Below are 19,454 nucleotides of genomic sequence, written 5' to 3'. Positions count from 1 at the left end.
GTCGCCGGCCCAAACATGCGGCCGACGATGCCAAACATGCAAACAAACGCGACAGTCGCCGACGTGTGCGGCGTGTCGCGAACCAACCCACGGATCCCGTCATGGAAGGCAAACGAGAGAATGTTGACCCCACGAAACTTTCGGTCGAGCAACTTTCAAAGTTGTTGAGCAATGCGTACCGACAGCGCGTTCCGGACGAACAAATCGCCGCCGACCTAGAAGCCGGTGCACCGACAAACGTTGACGGCACGATCAACCTGGTCGTCTACACCGCTTGGCTCTTACAGGAGATGCACCGTGGCGACTGACCCGCGACGAATGAAACCGAGCGAGTGCTGCCGAACGCTCAATAGCACGCCGCTCGGTGAGGTGATTAACGAACGCCAGCTCTATCGCTATCGAACGCGAGCCGGCAATCGCATCGGAGACGGCACGCACGTCGATCTTCTCCGGTTCACTGCTTGGCTAGTCGAAGAACGCCACCGTCCGAAGCTACCGGCCGACGAGGATCCTTACGGCAAAGTCAAAGATAAAGCCCGTGCCCGCAATGCAGCGATCGCATTGGCCGGTCGCGACATCGGTGACCTGCCGGTGATTGAAGACCCGCAGCGCAAAGCAAAGGCCGCCGGTAGTTTTCGTTACTTCTGCGAAGCGTATTTCTCGCTGACGTTTCATTTGCAATGGTCGCCGGATCACTTGAAGGTGATGGAACGAATCGAAGAAGCGGTCGTTCGTGGAGGTCTGTTCTCACTGGCGATGGCTCGTGGTAGCGGCAAGAGTTCGCTGGCTGAGGTTGCGTGTATTTGGGCGGTGCTTAATGGCTATCGCGACTTCGTCTGCTTGATCGGCAGCGACGAAGGCCACGCCTGCGATATGCTCGACTCGATCAAAACGGAACTCGATGCCAACGAATTACTGTTGGCCGACTATCCGGAAGTCTGCTTTCCGATTCAGGCATTGGACGGTATCTCTAACCGCGCCAACGGACAGCTATACCAAGGCAAACGCACGCAGATCGGATGGACGGCGAAAGAGGTCGTCTTGCCGACAATTGCCGACAGCAAAGCGAGCGGTGCGATCATCAAGGTTGCCGGTTTGACCGGACGCATCCGCGGAATGAAGTTCAAGCGGCCCGATGGCCGAACGGTTCGGCCTTCGCTAGTCGTGCTGGATGACCCGCAAACGGACGAGTCGGCTCGTTCGCTTTCGCAATGCGCCAATCGCGAAGCGATCCTCGCCGGCGCGGTCCTCGGACTCGCTGGCCCCGGCAAAAAGATCTCTGGCATCATGCCATGCACCATCATTCGGCCCGGCGACATGGCCGACAACATTCTCGATCGCGACAAACATCCGGAATGGAACGGTGCGCGAACGCGAATGGTGAACTCATTCCCAACAAATGAAACGCTATGGGAACGCTACGCAGAAATCCGTGCCGAGGGTCTGCGCGCCGGCGACGGCGGCGCGGCCGGCACCGAGTTCTATCGTCAAAACCGCGATGCAATGGACGAAGGTGCCGACGTCGCCTGGAAAGAACGTTTCAATCACGACGAGCTGTCCGCGATCCAGCACGCGATGAACCTGAAGCTTCAAGACGAAGCCGCGTTCTTCGCCGAATACCAAAACGAGCCGCTACCCGAAGAACGCGTCGATGCCGACCAACTCACGGCCGAGCAGGTAGCTGGCAAAATCAACGGACTCGAACGGCGCTGCGTTCCGATTTCGGCTAACCATCTCACCGCGTTCATTGACGTGCAGCAAAAGCTTTTGTTCTATGTCGTTGCCGCCTGGGAAGACGATTTCACGGGCTACGTTCTCGACTATGGAGCGTACCCCGATCAAAACCGAGCGTATTACACGCTTCGCGATGCACGCCACACGCTGGCAACCGCCGCGGACGGCACGGGACTCGAGGGCAGTATCTATGCCGGCCTCGAATCACTCACCGAAGATTTACTTGGCCGTGAATGGCAACGTGACGATGGCGCGGCAATGAAGATCGGACGGTGCTTGATTGATGCGAACTGGGGTCACTCGACAAATGTGGTCTATCAATTCTGCCGGCAAAGCCCACACGCTTCGATCCTATTGCCTTCGCATGGTCGTTTCGTCGGTGCGTCCTCGAATCCATTCAGCGAATACAAACGCCGCCCCGGCGACCGTGTGGGTTTGAACTGGCGAATCCCCAGCGTCCACGGGAAACGTGCGATTCGCCACATCATCTACGACACGAATTGGTGGAAGTCGTTCACTCACGCGAGGCTCGCGGTCGCAATGGGCGATCGTGGTTGCCTGTCCGTTTACGGCAACCAAGCCGAGACGCATCGCATGTTCGCCGAACAAATCACCGCCGAGTACTTCATCAAAACCGAAGGCCGTGGTCGGACTGTCGACGAATGGAAAGCTCGCCCCGAACAACCCGACAACCACTGGCTCGACTGCCTCGTCGGCTGTGCCGTCGCTGCATCCATGCAGGGTGCGTTGCTCTTTGGCACAGATGTGGAACCAACCCGCCGACGCGAGCGAGTCAGTTTCAAGGAACTGCAAAAGCGAAAACGGAACTAAATCGGGCCTTTCTGAATATTCGCGTACAAGTCTCACCTCCTACGGCATAGGTAACCAGGGATGAAGCAATGTTTCAAATCAAACGTGAACCATGCCTGAAGAGTTGAAAGATGTGATCCGTGACAACGCTGTTGGACCTGCAAAGGCGTCCGGTGATGCAGGTTCCGTTGAGCAGCATAAGCTGACGGAGCAAATCGCTGCGGACAAGCATCTCGCTGGCAAGGACGCGGTTCGTAAGCCGAATCGTGGATTGCGTTTTAACAAGATCGTGCCGCCGTCGGCTGGCTGATCTTTCTTTCGTTTTGCGATGAGCACAGGGCTGCCGGGGACGGCAATAGGAAACCAACACGGATGTTGCAGATGTTGTCAGGGATTATCGAGCAAGCATGGCGCGGCGGAGCTTCCCGCTCTTCATCCGCGCCGGGACGCTCACTCCGGCAGCCCTTCTTTTCGCGGCTTCGTGCGAAGTACGACGCCGCGAATACGACGCTCGACAACATGAAACATTGGTCGCGAGCCGATGGTCTGTCGTCCGCCGCCGCGAATAGTCCTGATGTTCGGCGAACGCTTCGCAATCGGTCACGATACGAGGTCGCAAATAACAGCTACGCTCGCGGGATCACGTTGACGCTGGCGAATGATGTCGTTGGCACTGGGCCACGTTTGCAAATGCTGACGCCGGATGATGCCGCGAATCGTTTTGTCGAAGCGGAGTTCTTTGCTTGGGCCGAGGCAGTGGGTCTGGCGGAAAAGCTGCGGACGATGCGGCTCGCCCGCGTTTCGGACGGCGAATCGTTTGGTTTGCTGACCAGCAACGAGCGAGTTGACTCGACTGTGAAGCTCGACGTGCGATTGATCGAAGCCGACCAAGTGGCCTCGCCGACGTTGGTCGCAGACCGCTCTCGCTATATCGACGGAATCCAATTCGATGCCGACGGAAACCCGCTCAGCTACGACGTGCTTCGCGAACATCCTGGCGATGTGACGTTCACGATTGACGAGCAGTTTGACACGGTGCCGGCCGCTGCTGTGCTGCACTACTTCCGCTGTGATCGACCAGGACAGATTCGCGGCATCCCCGATATCACGCCGGCACTTCCATTATTCGCACAACTTCGCCGGTTCACTCTCGCGGTGCTCGCCGCTGCAGAAACGGCCGCCGACTTCGCTGGGATTCTCTACACCGACGCGCCGGCCAATGGTGAGGCCGACGCTGCGGAACCATTCGAGCCAATCGAACTTGAGAAGCGAATGCTGCTCACGATGCCTGGTGGCTGGAAGATGGCTCAAATGAGAAGCGAGCAACCGAGTACGACTTATGCAGAGTTCAAGAAAGAGATTCTCAACGAGATCGCTCGTTGTCTGAATATGCCGTTCAACGTCGCTGCCGGAAATTCGTCGGGCTACAACTACGCCAGTGGGCGACTCGACCACCAAACTTACTTTAAGTCGATCCGCGTTGAGCAGGCACAGCTTGCTCGCACTGTGTTAGATCGCATCCTGAACGCTTGGCTTCGCGAAGCCATTCTCATCGAAGGCTATCTGCCGAACTCGCTTCGCACACTCGATTCTACGTTCCAAAGAGCGTGGATGTGGGATGGATTCGACCATGTCGATCCTGCCAAGGAAGCCAACGCCCAAAAGATCCGTCTCTCGAATCATACGACTACTCTGGCCATCGAATTTGCGCGGCAGGGTCGTGATTGGGAGACGGAACTTAAACAACGTGCCAAGGAACTGGAGCTGATGCACCAGCTTGGACTCTCGCTCGATTCAAATTCTGTTGACACCGATGTTCATGAGGACAAGGATGACCACGACGACCAAGAACAAACCGTCCAACAAGCGACTTGAAGCAAGCGAGGATGGGACTCCTAGCAGTCTCCGTATTGTTTGTGACGATGCCGCAACGATTACCCTGCAAGCAGCCGAGTCGGCCAGCGAGGGAAAACCTGCGCTTCGCAAGTTCTCCATGACCGCTTACACCGGTGGCGCGATGCGACTCGGCGGCTGGCCCCATCCAGTCGTTGTTGATCTGACCGGCATGCGTGTGGCTCGCAAGAGTCGACCAATTCTGAAAGACCATGATCGCGGCAGCATTGTCGGCCACACCGATGACATCCGTGTTAGCGAAGCAACGCTGGAAGTCTCTGGCGTGATCTCGGGCGTTGGATCAACGGCTCAGGAAGTAATCGCAACCAGCGAGAACGGATTTCCGTGGCAGGCATCGCTCGGTGCAAGTGCCGACAAGGTCGTATTCATTCCCGAGGGAAAGTCGACCAAGGCGAACGGTCGTGAGTTTGCCGGTCCCGTCTATGTCGCTCGCAAAAGCACCCTTGGCGAAGTCTCGTTCGTGGCCCTGGGCGCCGACGATGATACCGAGGCCCGAGTCGCAGCCGGCCTAGCCGCAGAAAGCGAGGAGCCAGATGACACAACGGACGACACGGATGAACTCGAACCGGTCAATGCAAGCTTGAATGTCAATCCGAAACCTCGATCCCCTCAGCCTCGCACACCTGTAGAAGACATGCGTGCCGAAGCTGCTTCAGAGTCGCGACGCATCGCTGGCATTCGCAAAGTATGCGAAGGCAAACATACGGAGATCGAAGCCGATGCGATCGAACAGGGGTGGAGTGTGACTAAGACGGAGCTTGTTGTGCTACGCAATGAACGCCCCTCCGCGCCAGAGCAATCTTCGGTCCGCCCAAGTTGCACTCGCGAAGTCCTCGAGGCAGCTGCCTGCATGTCGGTGGGTATCGAGGAGAAAACCCTGCTGGCCAGCTACGGAGAACGCACGCTCGACCTGGCGCAGCCGATGGGGCAGATTGGTTTGCGTGAATTGGTTGCGGAATGTGCACGACTCGAAGGACATGACGTCCCACGCGTGTTTGGCGACGGCCGCGTCACGATTCAGGCTGGCTTCTCGACAATGAGCCTACCGGGAATCCTTGAGAATGTGATGAACAAAACGTTGCTGGCCGCTTATGAAACCACGCAGATCGCCGCATACGATCTGTGCAGTGTGGGCAGCGTGAGCGACTTCAAAGAAGTCTCGCGGTTCCGGTTGCTGGGCACGGGCGGTTTCGAGCCTGTCGCTCCCGATGGCGAACTAAAGCACGGCAAGCTTTCGGAGCAGAAGTATACCAATCAGGCGGATACGTATGGCCAGCTGCTCACGCTGACGCGAAAGGACATCATCAACGATGACCTCTCGGCCTTCATGGACATTCCACGTCAAATGGGGCGAAGTGGGGCCGAGTCGATCGACGAAATGTTTTTCACTTTGTTGCTCGGAAATTCTCCCGCATTCTTCAGTGCTGGCAACTCCAACTTGCTCACCGGCGTCGACACCAAGTTCGGCCCCGATAGCCTGACTGCGGCTAAGACGACGTTCCGCAAGCAGAAAGCGGGTCCAGGCACTAAGCCGAAAGACCAGAAGCCTATCAACCTTCGTCCTGAATTCTTGGTCGTTCCGGTCGAGCTTGAAACTGAAGCCGAGCTGCTGATGGGCTCATCGCAGTTGATGATCGACGCCTCGGGGACTCCCACAAAGATTCCCGTCGACAATCCGCATCGCAATAAGTATCGGGTCGTTTCGACTCCGCATCTATCCGACTCCTACTACGGAGGCGCGAGCGGCAAGGCTTGGTACCTCTTCGCCAACCCCAAGGTTTTGCCGGCCTTTGAGATTGTATTCCTCAATGGCCGCCGCACGCCGGTGATCGAACGCGTCGAAATGCCACCCAACATGCTCGGGATGGGTTTCCGAAGTTACATCGACTTCGGTGTGAATAGCCAGGATCCACGCGCCGCCGTGAAGGTCACCGGCGAAGCGTGATCCGAGCTTAACTTTCTCACTCAAAACTCACGTCTCAAACCTCAGGTCTAACCATCCATGTCCGCAGCAGAATTTGTTCAAGAGGGAGCGGCCGTCGACTACACGCCGGACGCCGATCTCCCGGCCGGTAGTGTCGTCGTGCAAGGCGAACTGGTCGGCATCACCAAACACGACATCAAAGCCAACGTACTCGGTGCGATCAGCGTCGAGGGCGTCTTTGACGTCGCGAAAGATCCCGCGATCTCGGTGTCGGCCGGTGCCAAAGTTTACTGGGACGCGACCGCTGGCCAATCGGTCACAACCGCGACCGGCAACAAGCTGCTCGGCAAAGCCGTACTTTCCGCCGGCACCAACACACCCACCGTTCGTGTTCGACTTAGTCAATAAGGATGGTCATGGCGTCGATCAGCCAGGTAACGGCCGACCGAGCCAAGGCGATCGAACGTCTGGTGTTTGCCGAAGACAGAAAGACCAGCCAGTGGCTTCGGGCATCCCCGTTCGCAACTTGCCTCTGTATCGCCGTCGCCTCAACCGAAGCGACGTGGCGAGTTCAAGCATTACTTCCCGACAAGGAAGTCGTCCAGCTCGGTTACTACGTTCGCTCGTCGAAGACGGGCAGCAAACTATTCAATCCATCGAAGCCGTTGTACCTGAAACCGGAAGTGATGTGCGGATTGCCCATTCGCTTCGTCTCGACGGTCGAACAAATCAACCCGATCCTTTGGATCATATTCAAAAGTTAAGGAGCACTCACTGCATGAACGCAAAATTGCGAGCCATCATCGCCGCGTGTGTCCTGTGTCTGGCAAGCGGTTGTTTGCCCGAGCAACCTGTTCAGGTGCGACCGCTTCCGGCCCCCGCGCCGGAGCAACCCGCTGCGAACTTGCCGAACAAATTGCATCAACGCAATTGGACTGGCAGGCTCAACCAAGGTAGCTGCGTCCACGCGTCGCTGGTCAATCACTTGCGTTGGCTCAACGAGTACGAACTCGGCGAACGTTGGCGAGCGACCTATAGCGATGGCGAGTGGGACTCGCGATTGCGAAGCCGACTCGATGCTGCCGACATCGACTACAGCTACACCGTCAAAGCTGACCCGCGATTCCTCGACTGGGCGACGGCCACTCGGCGCGGAGCGATTCTGTGGTGGAAGCCGGCCCACTGTTGCACTTTCGTCGGCTGGGTCAATCGCGACGGTAGGCAATTCGCCGCGATTCTCGACAACAACTATCCCGGCCGTTTTGAACTCACACCACGCGAGCAATTCGTTCGCCTATGGGCTGGCTATGGCGGATTCGCACTCACGGTTCTCGACGACCCGGCCAGCTCCTTGCCCTATCGAAGTTATGAGGTGATTCAATGAACGATGGAATTCGGATTCGATTGAGCGTGGGTCTGGTCGCACTGGCGATTATTCACGCGCTTTTGCTTGGTGGAGTGTTCACGGCATTGCGACCATGTCCGACCACGCAACCGGAAGACGACACATGGAACGTCCCCAATGCCGTTTCACCCGCTCCACGCGTTGGCAGGATCGAGAAGTTTGACGAACCGCAGTCAGTGAACCTGAGTGCCCAAGGCGAAATCAAACAGCAGTCGGTGTCGATTTGCCCAACGTGCGAACCTACGACGATCTATTCGCCGGCAATCGCACCTCAACCCGCGTTACCGATCGCGGCACCCCAGCCTCAGCCAACGACGAAGAAGTATCAAATCGCTTTGTTCATCGGCAGTGATACCAAGAGCAAGCAGCTACTCGACTGGTTTAATCATGACCCGAAGTTATACAAGCTGCGAAACGACTGTGATTTCCAAGTCTACACGTCTGGCAACGCACTCTATCAAACCAGGTTCGCGAGCATCGTCCCTGTCGAACAGTTTCCCGTCGTGCTGTTTCAAGACAACACTGGCGGACACGTTCACGCCGCGGGCCGAGCCATGCTGCCCGCCACTGCGGCCGAACTCTACGCCGATCTTCGCCAGGGATACCAACTCTATCAACAGACTCGGCAGGCCCAGAAAACCGGCGCACTGAAAACGCGAGGCTATTCGTGGGACGACGCGATCTCCCCAAAATTGCAACTCAACTCCGAGGATTGTCCTGACGGTTACTGTCCCGTTGAGCCATCCGACAATTGGCGGCCGTTCGATCGCGACCGAGATCGTGACAGTCCTCGCGATCTGTTGTTCGACAGGGCAAACGAAACTCGTAATGCCTTGCTTTGGGCATCGGCAGGCGAACTGGCAACGATCGCGATGATCGTGTTGGCCGTCTTTCTACTCGGATTCATTCTCATCAAGCGAGGCATGTGAACCAATGACGTTACTAACCGGAATCGCAACCGTGGTCGTGTTGCTGTTGATCGCCGTCGCCTTGTTGCCATCGAAGAAACGCGACAAGGACAACGCACAGTCAACCAGCGTTATCAATCCGTTCCATTCGCCGGCGCAGCCAGTCAATCTGCGTGAGCAGCAACTGCAGGAAGAATCGGAAGCGATCGCCAGCGAATATCAGCGGCGGTCCAATGAAGCGTGGCTGGACGAGTTGAGCGACAAGGCATCGACGCTCTTAAAAGCCCCAGCCAAACCAGCGGCACGCAAATCGTGACCGACATGTTGCACCGTGGGCAGTCTTGGTTAGCGGAGAAGCTGACCAAGCATGCCTCGCGAGACGTGGTGTATCAGCGTGACGATGTTTCCGTCGAACTGTCCGCCACGATTGGCAAGTCCGAATACGAGCAGGACGACGGTGACGGCGTCATCACCCGAGCCCAAGTCCGCGACTTTCTGATTAACACGAAAGACTTGTTGCAATCCGCCATCGGAACCTGGCCTCGCCGCGGCGATCGCATCCTCGAAACCGACGGCGACTCGACCTTCGTGTACGAATTGATGTCGATCGGAAACGAACCGCCGTGGCGATACAGCGATCCCTTCCGCGTCAAACTCCGCATCCACACCAAACTGGTTGACAAGATCACATGACAGCAACGCCCGCAACCGTCATTCAGATTGCCGAAAGCGTCGTCGCGGAAATCAACGCCGGCGAATTCAGCAAGACGAACCTCTCCGCGCAGCGACTCTACGTTCCTAACTTCGATCTCGAAGACATGAAGGAACTGCGAGTCACCGTGGTGCCTCGCGAAGTTGAATACCTGCCTCTCGATCGAGCATCAAACAAGTACCACGCAACGATCGACGTCGCCGTCCAAAAGAAGTTCAGCAAGGGCGATGCCAAGGAAATTGACCCGCTGGTGTTCTTCGTCGAAGAACTGGCCGACTACTTCAGGCTCAAACGACTCAATTCGTTCGTGGCAGCCCGCTGCGTCAAGGTCGAGAACTCAGTTCTGTATTCCTCCGAGCACTGGACCCAGTTCAATCAATTCACGAGCCTGCTGACGTTGACGTTTGAGCTCGCGAAATGATGCACATCAGGGCGCGCGTGCGATTCACACCGGGCCAACTGAAAAAGAAGGTCAACCAAGCGACCTTCAAAAGCATGAATCATGCGGCCGGCACCATCCGGATGACCGCCAAACGATCCATCCGCAAACGCAAAAAACCATCCAACCCAGGATCACCGCCTAGTTCGCCGACTGGAATGCTGCGTCGCGTGCTTCGCTACGAAGTCAACCGCGATCGCGGCGAAGCAGTCATCGGCCCGGTCAACGAGATCGCTGGCCGACTGTGGAACCTGCATGAGTTCGGTGGCGTTGTCACGAAACGACGCAAGCTAAAACGGCATCGGTTCCGTGTCGGCGAGTTTGGGCCGATCCGGGCGAAACAGCCCGGCAAATTTGCCCGCATCAAACTGCTAACGATCGCCCAAGCCAGCCGAGCCACACGACTGATCGAACAAGAAAACGAACGCCGCGGGGCCAGCAAACCACGCCGCTATCCCGCACGCCCGTTCATGAAACCTGCCCTCGTTGCCAACCAAGCACGCCTGCCGAAATTTTGGCGTGACTCGGTTAACTAGTCTTTCCACCACGGATGAAATCGAAACATGTCAGCAGAAGTAAAACTCGGTCTCGATGCCGTCCTGACGATCGACGGTGCCGAGATCAAGAACGTCAAAGATCTCACAGTCAATCTCGAGAAAGCCGAGGCGGACGCAAGCACTCGCGCGAATAACGGCTGGCGAGCGACAGTCGGCACGCTGAAGGACGCGTCGATCGAGTTCACTGTCCTCAACAAGAACGCCGACACCTCGTTCGGAATGCTTCAAGGACTGTGGAGCAGCGGAACGCCATGCGATGTCGGGATCTCCGACGCTGGCGGTTCGCTGACGCTGACGTGTGAGGTCATGAACTTCAACGTCAATCAAAACCTCGAAGAAGTCGTGTCGGCTGACGTCACCTTGAAGCCAACCCAATCATCGTCCGGCAGCGGCATGAACGTTGGTAGCGGAACTCCCTAAGTAATCCTCGGAACGGAACTCCATGCAGAAATTCATTGATCGTCGCGGTCGCGTGTGGATCGTCGATATCGACAACACCACGCTTCGCCGCGTGAAGGCACTCACCGACGTGCGATTGCTCGACGCGATCGACGGCGACCTCGTCACTCGCTTATCCAGCGACCCGTTGTTGCTTGGTGACGTGTTGTTCGCGATCTGCAAACCGCAAGCCGATCAACAAGACGTCGACGACGACGCGTTCGCCGAGGGACTGGCGGGCGACTCGATCGACGAGGCGTGCAAAGCATTGGTGGATGCGTTGGTCGCGTACTTCCCGGAGTCCCGCCGCCGTCTTCTGCGGAAGGCGGCCGACAAGCAGAAGATGATCGAGACGCGGGGATTGGAAGCGATCGAGAAACGACTGGACGATCCGAATCTGGTGGACCGGATTGTGGAGGACCTGGAACGCAAACTCGCGGTGCCGACATCGAGCGACTCATTATCCGACTCGCCGGCATCATCGGAGTCGACCCCGGACCACTGACGCTCCGGCAACTCGTGCAGATGGCCGAGGCTCGGCGTCAGCACGATTGGCACATTGCGTCGAGCGTCATGGCACTCACGGCCGAGATCAATCGCGACCGAAAACGCCGACGAAAACCGTTCAAGCCGGATGACTTCAATCCCTACACGGTCACTCGCCCTGTTCCAGTGAAAGCCACTGTCGAACAAGTCGCCCATCTACTCGGCGCAGTCTTCCAACCCCGTGAGAACGAGTCTCCATGTCCCAAGTCCGAGCCGGATCCGCCTATGTCGAGTTGCTGACCAAGGATTCAGCGTTCGTCAAAGGTCTACGGTCGGCTCAGAAGCGGTTGGAATCATTCGGTGCGTCGACGCGATTGCTCGGCACCAAACTGATGGGACTCGGCGCGGCCGCCGCAACACCACTTGCAGGCAGTGTCGCGATCTTCTCCAACTTCGACGATGCCATGCGAGGCGTCGCCGCGATCACGCAAGCGACCGGATCGCAGCTTGAATCGCTTCGCAATACCGCCAAGAAACTCGGAGCAACCACCAGTTACTCCGCCAGTGAAGTCGCCTCGCTGATGACTGAGCTTGGGCGTGCCGGTTTCAAACCGGAACAGATCGAGAAGATGACGGCTGCCGTGATGAACATGGCCCGCGCGACTGGCACTGACGCGACTCAAGCGTCCGGCATCATGGCAGCAACCATTCGTCAGTTCGGAATGGAAGCCGGCGAAGCCACACGGGTTGCCGATGGACTGACCGCCGCGGCGAACAAGTCATTCAACACGGTGGAGTCTCTCGGCGAAGCCTTGTCCTACGCCGGCCCAGTCGCCGCCGATGCCAACATGAGCCTCGAAGAGACGCTCGCGATCCTGGGCACGCTCGGCAATATGGGCATCCAGGGATCATCAGCCGGCAATGCAATGCGTCGTTTGCTGACGATCAGTGCCGCCGAATCAGAGAAATTCAAATCCACCTTCGGCGTCACGACCAAGGACGCGAAAGGCAACGCCCGATCACTTGTCGACATTCTCGGCGAAGTCGCCGCTGCCACCGAGAAGATGGGAACGGCCGAAAAAGCTGAGAAATTGAACGAGGTGTTCGGGCTGCTGGGCATCACCGCTGCCAGTTCGATTGGAAAGAGCGTGGCCGATACCCGCGAGTTGTATTCCGAACTGCAAAAGGCTGGCGGAATCGCAGGCAAGACTGCTGAGGAAATGGAAGGCGGACTCGGTGGAGCGTTCCGAATCCTGAAATCTTCGATCGAAGGCGTCGCGATCGCCATTGGTGAATCGCTGGAGGGCAGCGTCACGACGATGGTGCAAGCCTTCAGTCGCGCCGCGTCAGGGGTGATCGAGTGGATCAACAAGAATCAGAAGATCGTCAAGATTGCCGCTGCGAGTGCGATCGCGATCTTCACGATCGGAGCGGCATTGTTCGCTCTTGGTTCGTTCGCTGCCGTTGCGTCGTTCGCGGTTGGTGGACTCGCAACCATCTTTTCATTCATCGGCGGTGCAATCGGCGTCATCGTCTCAGCGGTCGGATTGTTGTTCACGCCGCTTGGCCTTGTTGTCGCAGCGGTTGCAGCACTCGGTGGCTACTTTCTCTATTCGACTGGTATCGCCGGCCAGGCGGTCGAGTATCTCAAAGGTCTATTTGAAACACTCAAAGCCGACACCCTCGCCGCATTCGGTGCGATTGCCAACGCGCTGGCTGCTGGTGACATCACTGCGGCGACCGATGTGTTGTGGACCTACTTAAAGCTCCAGTGGGTCAAAGGCACGACCTACATCAAAGGTGTCTGGGCGGACTTCACTCAATATATCTCTGACGTGTGGGCCGACTCCGCCTACGCGATCGGGGATGTTCTCATTGGTGCGTTGTCTGGGCTCGCCGGCGTCTGGAACAGCACGCTCGGATTCATGGCAGACGGTTGGACGATCCTCACCTCGGCTGTGCAAAAAGGCTGGAACAATACGATCGGGTTCCTCAAGAAGGGATTCCTGAAGCTTCACGAACTCGTCGATATCGCTGGTGACGTGTCGGTGCAGGTCGGCGGAGTGCTCATCAACGCATTGGCCGGCGTCGAGAACGCTTGGGTCGAAACGGTCGACTACCTTGCCGACACCTGGACTGTGTTCGTTGGTCAAGTGAAGTCGATGTGGAACTCGACGGTCGGGTTCTTGAAGAAAGCCTGGATCAAACTGAAAGGTCTGTTTGACGACGACATCAATGTCGATGTCGAAATGGCGAAGATCGACGCTGACACTCGAGCGGCCGATGCCGCCGAGGAGCAACAACGTCAACAAGCGATCATCGAGCGTCAGCGCCGGCGATCGAAACGAAAGGAGCAGATCGAGACCAACCGGGTTGAGATGCAGAAAGGCATCGCCGCACAACTCGAAGCCCGTCGCAAGGCTCGTGAAGGTCAGGATATCGACGCTGACATGCGAGCGATTGACGATGAGACCGATGCGAAGAACGCGGTTGTCGACCAATCCAAGGAACAACAGTTCCGCGAAAATGATGTGGTGCAGAACAATCGCCAACAAATCATCGACGACACGACCGTCGGAGTGCAACGCACGCTCGATCAGATGAGGGCGGAAGCGAAAGCGGCACGCGAAGCAGGTCGGCCAACCGCTGAAGATCGCGAGAAGAAACGTGACGATCAAGTCGCAACTGCACAGGCCGAGTTCGATGCTGCGGTGGAACGAGCCAACAACGCGACGGCCCCTTCGGACGCTGAGCCGAAACCAGACGACGCTGCTCCGCCGGAACCACCAGTCGCTCCGCCCAAGATGCCTGAGCCCGGCGCAGTCGATATCCCCAAGGTCGATCTTCCCGGCATCGACGATCCAGAATTGCAACCGCCCAATGCGAAAGATCTGCGTCTGGACCTGGACCCAAACGCTCAGGCGGCGATGGATCAGTTCGCTGACGGTCCCGAAACTGATCGAACCGAAGTCGCCGGCAACTTTGATGCGCGCGGCTTAGGGCTCGGCAGTGGAGCGTCGACGATTCCGCAACAGGCTCCCGAGCCACTCAAGAAGCTCGAGCCAATCGCGGCAGAGAATGATCCAGTCGAAATCATTGTCGCACCGCAGTTAAGGCTGCAGCCCGAACAACCTGACGAACCAAAACCGCTCGACGAGCCAGGAAACGACGTAGCCGACATTGTTGTCAATGCTCCGAACGTCGAGGTCGTGGCGGAGGACGCACCGATCGTTCCGGCACCGGATGTCGTCGTGAATGCTGCGAGCGATCCGACGATCGTTTCGCCTGATGTGCAGTCACCCGACGTCAACGTTCCTACGTTGGACAAGCCCGATTTCGCCTTGCCGCGGATCGCTGTACCAGACGTCAGTTCGCCCTCGGTCGCGATCCGCCAACAACCGATCAACATCGAGTCGCCGGCGCGAGTTCTGCCGAATGTCTCGGTGCAAAGCGATTCGCAATCGTTCGAGCCGCCAATCGTTCAGGAAAGCGATGCGGCGGTCGACCTGCCAGAAGCTAGCGATCATCCCGAACCTGTGGATTTAGACACTCCGACTGATCTCGAAATTTCGCCGACACTCGACGTTGTCGCGATCACCGAAGCGTTTGCTTCCGTTGGTCGATCCCTCGCGGCGTTTGATTCCGCGATCGCCAACAGTACGTCGCAATTGCAACTGCCTGCGATGTCCGGCGGGGAATTCAGCGAGGACATGAAACGCGCGATCATCCAGACTGCTGAGAACACTCGACGCCTTGTTGAGCGTTCGCAGTCGGGAGGGTTGGTGTTTAGCTGATGTCAATCTCTTTCGGTGGATACGACTTCGAGGTCGCGGCACTCTCTGAAAAGGCGTCGCGAGGGAAATCGCACTCCGATTTCACTTCCTACGTCGCGACGAATGGCGGGGCCGTTAATCCGGCTGCTGCTTCGAGTGCTCTGTATCAATACTACAAGGCAAATCACAAGGAACTGATCCCGTATCTGCAGATCGACTCCGAGTTCATCAACCAGAAGCACGCTTTGGTTAGCGTCTCGATCAACAAGACCAAGCTAGATCCCGTGTCGTTCAGTACGACCGGAGCCACAACACACTTGAATCAATCGCTGCAGACTCGGGGCATCTACTCCGCGCCGGGAATCGCAGCCCCGGTTTATCACGGAGCGATCGGCGTCAGCGATTCTGGCGTTTCCGGCGTCGACATCACGGTCCCTGCGTTTGAATTCTCCGTTCGCAAGAAATTTGAGTTCGTTTCGACGGCTTATCTGCTTGCCATGGTCTCGATGACCGGCCGAGTGAATTCGTCACCGTGGTCGATCTTCGCTCCCGGTGAAGCGTTGTTTCTCGGTGGCGAAGGGGGCGAGGACGAGCAGAACTGGGTTGATGTGACCTACCACTTCGCAGCTCGACCGAACGAGTTCTCGATGACGGTTGGAAACATCACCGGGATCAGTAAGCAGGGATGGGACTACCTGTGGGTCAAACACGGCGAGAAAGTGGTTGGCGATCGTGTGCTGCAAGTTCCTGAGGCAGCGTACGTTGAACAGGTCTATCACGGAGGAAACTTCAACGTGTTGGGGATCAGCTAATGACCCGACGCGTGAAACCAGGCGATCAGTTTTCGATCACGGCCGCTGAATACAACCGATTGCTTGTTGCTGCCGAAGCCTCGCATCGTAATCGACTACCGGGTGGCGGTGGTCCTCGCACTCATCTGCGGAACGCCGCAACCGTTCGCGTTCACAACCTATCGGCAACCACGGTGCCGATCGGCGGAATCGTGGGCTTTGAGTCGCCGCTGACCGATCCGACCGTCGGGCCGATGGAGCTGGCCCGCTTCGTTCGCGATGCGACGATTGAGTGCGTGCGCCCGACTGAAGACGAACACACAGGTCGCGTTGGGGTCGCCATCGAACCGATCGCGGAAGACAAGGTCGGCCGCGTGGTGTTCGATGGCGTGGTGGCCGCGAGAGTTAACGTCGTGAAGACTTGGCATAAGTTCGCGGACGTCGGCGAATCGGCCGGTGACACGCTGCAATCAAAGCCGGATGGATCGGCACAGATTCTGTGGCGACAAGACCCTAACCAAGTCGGTGACCAATGGGCAGTGGTTCGGGTCGGTCGGCCTGCTGATCCGGTTTACCTTTTCGAGGTTCCGACCGGTGGTATCGCCGGTCGTCGAGGGATGCGGACGGGTAGCGCGGACTGCGACCTTTATCAACTCGACAAATTGGGCGAGATCGAAGCGGTCACGGATCCGGCTGGCGACACAGTACGAATTACCGCTCGGAATCATTCGGCACAGCGTATTCGCGGTCCGATCGCAGATTCACCTAAACAATACTTGGAGGTGCAGTTCGACGGTCAGCGATCTTGGGTGATCGACCCGCCGAAACAAACGCTTCTGTGCAAACCGACGAAACGTATCAAAGCAAAGTCATGGGGAACGGCTCGCGAACTTCGTTTTGATGGTGGATGGAAACCGATTGGCCCTGCCGTCTCGGTCTACAACGTGTGCGATTACGCATTGCTGGCAAGCCAACAGATCGTCTGCCATTTCCATGAGGACACGTCGTCGCACTTGACGATCGGTTGCCGTTGCTGCGATGGCAGCAGCAGTTCATCAAGCTCCAGCAGTTCGTCGAGTTCAGGTTCCAGCAGCAGTTCTAGCAGCGATTCATCGTCTAGCAGTTCCTCGTCGTCTCCCTCGTCATCATCTTCATCCTCGTCATCGGGAAGCTCATCCAGCAGCAGTTTATCTGGTTCTAGTTCGTCAAGCAGCGGATCGTCTTCATCGTCATCCGGCAGCCCATCGTCCTCATCAAGCAGTGGATCGTCATCGAGCAGCCCGTCATCAAGTAGCAGTTCCGGCAGTTCGTCATCGTCATCGAAGTCGTCTTCGAGTAGCGATTCATCCTCAGACTCCTCGTCATCCGACAGCAGCGATTCCTCCCTCAGTTCATCCACGTCTAGCAGCAGCGATTCAAGCCGCAGTTCCAATTCTTCATCGAGCAGCGACAGCAGTAGTCAATCGAGCGACTCGTCGGACAGCAGCGATTCGAGCGCATCGACGAGTCTGCCGAGCGTAAGCAATTCATCTAGTTCCGATGGTTCCTCGTCGGCATCGAGCGGTTCGTCAGACAGTTCGTCGAATTCTCAATCAAGCGATTCCTCCAACAGCGAGTCGAGTGACTCAAGCGATTCGACCAGTCTGCCAAGTCTCAGTGGTTCATCAAGCTCTGAAGGGTCGTCGTCCGAATCGAGTGATTCTTCGGACAGCTCGTCAAACTCACAATCGAGTGATTCATCTAACAGCGAGTCTAGTGACTCTAGCGATTCGATCAGTCTGCCCAGCATTAGTGGTTCATCCAGCTTCGATGGGTCGTCGTCCGCATCGAGTGCTTCGTCAGATAGTTCGTCCGATTCCGAGTCCAGCGAATCATCGACAAGCGAATCAAGTGATTCCAGTACGTCGATCAGCCTGCCAAGTGTGTCCGCGTCCAGTTCATCCGCGAGTGATTCGTCGACGAGCAACTCGCAATCAAGCGATTCCGGTTCGTCGAGCGATTCATCTACCTCGCAATCAAGCGAATCAGCCAGCACGCCATCCATTAGCAGTTCGCAATCGTCCACATCCGAGAGTGCGTCATCGACCAGCGAATCATCGACTTCAGAATCGAGCCAGTCCGAATCGAGCACATCCGAAAGTGAATCACGAAGCGAGTCAGGCTCGGAGAGCGTGCCTTCGTTTAGTTGGAATTCGTCAACGAGTAGCGAAAGCGATTCCGTATCAAGTGAGTCAGCATCGGAATCCCAGTCGCAATCCGACTCGACGTCGCCATCAGCCAGCGAGTCCGGTAGCGATTCCCAAAGCGAATCCAGCATCGACCGCAGTTCGGACTCACAAAGTTACTCAGCGAGTGCTTCGGCATCGACCTCGGACAGCGCCTCCGCCAGTGGGAGCCAAAGTGGTTCTGCATCAGGCAGCGGATCGGATGCCGGCAGTAATTCAGGCTCAGGCAGCGTAAGTGCATCCGAATCAGATAGCGGCAGCGGATCGGGATCCGATTCACGATCAACGAGCACATCGGATTCAGGCAGTGATTCACGAAGTGATGACTCGACCAGTGTTCCGACGTCATCAAGTGTCTCTGGTTCCGATTCAGCATCGCGGTCGACGAGCGACTCGGGATCGGAAGGCTCAGACAGCGATCGGCCCAGTGAAAGCGACGATCCGAGCGTCGGTGATTCATCTGGAAGCGACAGCAACCAACCTTCTGAAAGCAACGATTCGACATCCGACTCCGATCCACCCAGCGATGGTTCCGACCGACCCAGCGAAAGTGCATCCGATAGCAGCGACGGCTCCGATCGGCCGAGCGAAAGCGATTCAACCGAGGAACCTTCCGAAGACAGCAGCGGATCGAGTGAACCTTGCAACAGCACCTGGATTTGGTCGTGCGGTTGGGAATTGGTGAGCAGTGATTGTGAAGACCCCGGCGATCCACCTAGTTCGTCCGGTTCATTCGATGGAGCAGTAGCGGGGATGACAGCATGATGCATTGCCCACACCTAACGCCCGACAACCAATGCGAAGTGGCATGCCAACTCGCTGGGTGTCGCGTGCAAACCACGCCGACCGCCTGTAACGCGTGCCAGACCAACGACAACCCGTGCGCGATCAACGTCGTCACGATCGGCATGGCATTGGTCAACAAGAAGCGACGCAAACAAGACATCACCGAGTTGGAAGCACTGCTTCGCAACTACATGCCGGACGAAGACCCGATGCCGGCGACGCTGAAGATCAGCAGCTACCGGCCCGGCCCCGGCAACGAACTCAAAAAGATGATCGCTTGGTTTGCAAAGCCGAGCGAAACGTGCAACTGCGAAACCCGTGTCGACACGATGAACGACTGGGGTGCCGACGGTTGCCGCCAAAACATTGACACGATCGTCGATTGGTTACTCGAAGAAGCCCAAGCAAGAGGACTCCCGCATGGAAGGTTTACCGCCACAATCGCCCGAAGTCTCGCGGGCACTGCCATCCGCAAGTACGAGCGGAAGTTCCCCGAAGGGGCACCCGAACCAGACCAAGACGATCCCGAGGACGAATTCGATCGTTGAACGA

21 protein-coding genes are annotated in these 19,454 nt (G+C 57.3%); 18 read left to right on the top strand and 3 right to left on the bottom strand.

Features of this window, described 5'->3' with window-relative positions; translation table 11 throughout:
• Positions 1-101: 101 nt before the first annotated feature.
• The 17 genes from K227x_RS16615 (at position 102) to K227x_RS16535 (ending at position 15,912) form a co-directional block, all read left to right on the top strand.
• The gene (locus K227x_RS16615; RefSeq protein ID WP_145171175.1) at positions 102-308 is read left to right on the top strand and encodes a hypothetical protein; all 207 of its coding nucleotides are present in this window, start codon (positions 102-104) and stop codon (positions 306-308) included.
• Positions 298-2,565 carry a terminase gpA endonuclease subunit gene (locus K227x_RS16610; RefSeq protein ID WP_145171173.1) on the top strand — a complete coding sequence of 756 codons (2,268 nt, stop codon included), beginning with the start codon at positions 298-300 and terminating at the stop codon, positions 2,563-2,565. The genes K227x_RS16615 and K227x_RS16610 overlap by 11 nt, the downstream gene beginning before the upstream one ends.
• Positions 2,566-2,656: 91 nt before the next feature.
• The gene (locus K227x_RS16605; RefSeq protein ID WP_145171171.1) at positions 2,657-2,854 is read left to right on the top strand and encodes a hypothetical protein; all 198 of its coding nucleotides are present in this window, start codon (positions 2,657-2,659) and stop codon (positions 2,852-2,854) included.
• Positions 2,855-3,063: 209 nt separating this feature from the next.
• Positions 3,064-4,419 (top strand): phage portal protein, encoded by a 1,356-nt coding sequence (locus K227x_RS16600; protein ID WP_218933306.1) that lies wholly within the window; start codon positions 3,064-3,066, stop codon positions 4,417-4,419.
• A complete protein-coding gene (locus K227x_RS16595; protein WP_145171167.1) occupies positions 4,376-6,403 on the top strand; it encodes a phage major capsid protein in 2,028 nt (675 codons plus the stop codon). Before K227x_RS16600 ends, K227x_RS16595 begins: the two co-directional genes overlap by 44 nt.
• Positions 6,404-6,460: 57 nt before the next feature.
• On the top strand, positions 6,461-6,790 hold the full coding sequence (locus tag K227x_RS16590; RefSeq protein ID WP_145171165.1) for a DUF2190 family protein: 330 nt from the start codon (positions 6,461-6,463) through the stop codon (positions 6,788-6,790).
• Between the two features lie 8 nt (positions 6,791-6,798).
• Positions 6,799-7,146 carry a hypothetical protein gene (locus K227x_RS16585; protein ID WP_145171163.1) on the top strand — a complete coding sequence of 116 codons (348 nt, stop codon included), beginning with the start codon at positions 6,799-6,801 and terminating at the stop codon, positions 7,144-7,146.
• Between the two features lie 14 nt (positions 7,147-7,160).
• The gene (locus K227x_RS16580) at positions 7,161-7,766 is read left to right on the top strand and encodes a hypothetical protein (RefSeq protein ID WP_145171161.1); all 606 of its coding nucleotides are present in this window, start codon (positions 7,161-7,163) and stop codon (positions 7,764-7,766) included.
• On the top strand, positions 7,763-8,716 hold the full coding sequence (locus tag K227x_RS16575) for a hypothetical protein (RefSeq protein WP_145171159.1): 954 nt from the start codon (positions 7,763-7,765) through the stop codon (positions 8,714-8,716). The genes K227x_RS16580 and K227x_RS16575 overlap by 4 nt, the downstream gene beginning before the upstream one ends.
• A 4-nt stretch (positions 8,717-8,720) precedes the next feature.
• On the top strand, positions 8,721-9,011 hold the full coding sequence (locus tag K227x_RS16570; RefSeq protein WP_145171157.1) for a hypothetical protein: 291 nt from the start codon (positions 8,721-8,723) through the stop codon (positions 9,009-9,011).
• Between the two features lie 5 nt (positions 9,012-9,016).
• The gene (locus K227x_RS16565; protein ID WP_145171155.1) at positions 9,017-9,388 is read left to right on the top strand and encodes a hypothetical protein; all 372 of its coding nucleotides are present in this window, start codon (positions 9,017-9,019) and stop codon (positions 9,386-9,388) included.
• Complete coding sequence (locus K227x_RS16560) at positions 9,385-9,828, top strand: hypothetical protein (RefSeq protein ID WP_145171153.1); 444 nt, start codon at positions 9,385-9,387, stop codon at positions 9,826-9,828. The genes K227x_RS16565 and K227x_RS16560 overlap by 4 nt, the downstream gene beginning before the upstream one ends.
• Positions 9,825-10,382: a hypothetical protein gene (locus K227x_RS16555; protein WP_145171151.1), complete on the top strand. Its 558-nt coding sequence runs from the start codon at positions 9,825-9,827 to the stop codon at positions 10,380-10,382. Before K227x_RS16560 ends, K227x_RS16555 begins: the two co-directional genes overlap by 4 nt.
• Before the next feature lie 27 nt (positions 10,383-10,409).
• The gene (locus K227x_RS16550) at positions 10,410-10,823 is read left to right on the top strand and encodes a hypothetical protein (protein WP_145171149.1); all 414 of its coding nucleotides are present in this window, start codon (positions 10,410-10,412) and stop codon (positions 10,821-10,823) included.
• 22 nt (positions 10,824-10,845) lie between these two features.
• Positions 10,846-11,346 carry a hypothetical protein gene (locus tag K227x_RS16545; protein WP_145171147.1) on the top strand — a complete coding sequence of 167 codons (501 nt, stop codon included), beginning with the start codon at positions 10,846-10,848 and terminating at the stop codon, positions 11,344-11,346.
• Positions 11,347-11,584: 238 nt separating this feature from the next.
• A complete protein-coding gene (locus K227x_RS16540) occupies positions 11,585-15,121 on the top strand; it encodes a phage tail tape measure protein (RefSeq protein ID WP_145171145.1) in 3,537 nt (1,178 codons plus the stop codon).
• The gene (locus tag K227x_RS16535; protein ID WP_145171143.1) at positions 15,121-15,912 is read left to right on the top strand and encodes a hypothetical protein; all 792 of its coding nucleotides are present in this window, start codon (positions 15,121-15,123) and stop codon (positions 15,910-15,912) included. The genes K227x_RS16540 and K227x_RS16535 overlap by 1 nt, the downstream gene beginning before the upstream one ends.
• Before the next feature lie 931 nt (positions 15,913-16,843).
• On the opposite strand, the gene K227x_RS16530 is transcribed toward K227x_RS16535, so the two are convergent.
• The 3 genes from K227x_RS16530 to K227x_RS16520 all read right to left on the bottom strand — a co-directional run bounded on the left by K227x_RS16530 (position 16,844) and on the right by K227x_RS16520 (position 18,886).
• Positions 16,844-17,323 (bottom strand): hypothetical protein, encoded by a 480-nt coding sequence (locus K227x_RS16530; protein WP_145171141.1) that lies wholly within the window; start codon positions 17,321-17,323, stop codon positions 16,844-16,846.
• Positions 17,324-17,479: 156 nt separating this feature from the next.
• Positions 17,480-18,208, bottom strand: a complete 729-nt coding sequence (locus tag K227x_RS16525; protein ID WP_145171139.1) for a hypothetical protein — start codon at positions 18,206-18,208, stop codon at positions 17,480-17,482.
• A gap of 24 nt (positions 18,209-18,232) precedes the next feature.
• Positions 18,233-18,886 (bottom strand): hypothetical protein, encoded by a 654-nt coding sequence (locus K227x_RS16520; RefSeq protein ID WP_145171137.1) that lies wholly within the window; start codon positions 18,884-18,886, stop codon positions 18,233-18,235.
• On the opposite strand from K227x_RS16520, the gene K227x_RS16515 reads away from it, so the two are divergent.
• Complete coding sequence (locus K227x_RS16515; RefSeq protein WP_145171135.1) at positions 18,878-19,450, top strand: hypothetical protein; 573 nt, start codon at positions 18,878-18,880, stop codon at positions 19,448-19,450. The genes K227x_RS16520 and K227x_RS16515 overlap by 9 nt on opposite strands.
• Positions 19,451-19,454 lie beyond the last annotated feature (4 nt).

The organism is Rubripirellula lacrimiformis (genome assembly GCF_007741535.1).
Lineage (GTDB): Bacteria > Planctomycetota > Planctomycetia > Pirellulales > Pirellulaceae > Rubripirellula > Rubripirellula lacrimiformis.
The sequence above is the reverse complement of the archived record's forward strand: the minus strand, read 5'-3'. Positions and strand labels throughout refer to the sequence as shown.

Coding starts and splice junctions, on each gene's coding strand:
- K227x_RS16605 (WP_145171171.1), top strand. CDS start 2,657: ATGCCTGAAGAGTTGAAAGATGTGATCCGTGACAACGCTGTTGGACCT.
- K227x_RS16595 (WP_145171167.1), top strand. CDS start 4,376: ATGACCACGACGACCAAGAACAAACCGTCCAACAAGCGACTTGAAGCA.
- K227x_RS16555 (WP_145171151.1), top strand. CDS start 9,825: ATGATGCACATCAGGGCGCGCGTGCGATTCACACCGGGCCAACTGAAA.
- K227x_RS16580 (WP_145171161.1), top strand. CDS start 7,161: ATGAACGCAAAATTGCGAGCCATCATCGCCGCGTGTGTCCTGTGTCTG.
- K227x_RS16615 (WP_145171175.1), top strand. CDS start 102: ATGGAAGGCAAACGAGAGAATGTTGACCCCACGAAACTTTCGGTCGAG.
- K227x_RS16525 (WP_145171139.1), bottom strand. CDS start 18,208: ATGCTGGATTCGCTTTGGGAATCGCTACCGGACTCGCTGGCTGATGGC.
- K227x_RS16540 (WP_145171145.1), top strand. CDS start 11,585: ATGTCCCAAGTCCGAGCCGGATCCGCCTATGTCGAGTTGCTGACCAAG.
- K227x_RS16570 (WP_145171157.1), top strand. CDS start 8,721: ATGACGTTACTAACCGGAATCGCAACCGTGGTCGTGTTGCTGTTGATC.
- K227x_RS16550 (WP_145171149.1), top strand. CDS start 10,410: ATGTCAGCAGAAGTAAAACTCGGTCTCGATGCCGTCCTGACGATCGAC.
- K227x_RS16520 (WP_145171137.1), bottom strand. CDS start 18,886: ATGCATCATGCTGTCATCCCCGCTACTGCTCCATCGAATGAACCGGAC.
- K227x_RS16560 (WP_145171153.1), top strand. CDS start 9,385: ATGACAGCAACGCCCGCAACCGTCATTCAGATTGCCGAAAGCGTCGTC.
- K227x_RS16515 (WP_145171135.1), top strand. CDS start 18,878: ATGATGCATTGCCCACACCTAACGCCCGACAACCAATGCGAAGTGGCA.
- K227x_RS16585 (WP_145171163.1), top strand. CDS start 6,799: ATGGCGTCGATCAGCCAGGTAACGGCCGACCGAGCCAAGGCGATCGAA.
- K227x_RS16590 (WP_145171165.1), top strand. CDS start 6,461: ATGTCCGCAGCAGAATTTGTTCAAGAGGGAGCGGCCGTCGACTACACG.
- K227x_RS16545 (WP_145171147.1), top strand. CDS start 10,846: ATGCAGAAATTCATTGATCGTCGCGGTCGCGTGTGGATCGTCGATATC.
- K227x_RS16600 (WP_218933306.1), top strand. CDS start 3,064: ATGAAACATTGGTCGCGAGCCGATGGTCTGTCGTCCGCCGCCGCGAAT.
- K227x_RS16575 (WP_145171159.1), top strand. CDS start 7,763: ATGAACGATGGAATTCGGATTCGATTGAGCGTGGGTCTGGTCGCACTG.
- K227x_RS16535 (WP_145171143.1), top strand. CDS start 15,121: ATGTCAATCTCTTTCGGTGGATACGACTTCGAGGTCGCGGCACTCTCT.
- K227x_RS16565 (WP_145171155.1), top strand. CDS start 9,017: ATGTTGCACCGTGGGCAGTCTTGGTTAGCGGAGAAGCTGACCAAGCAT.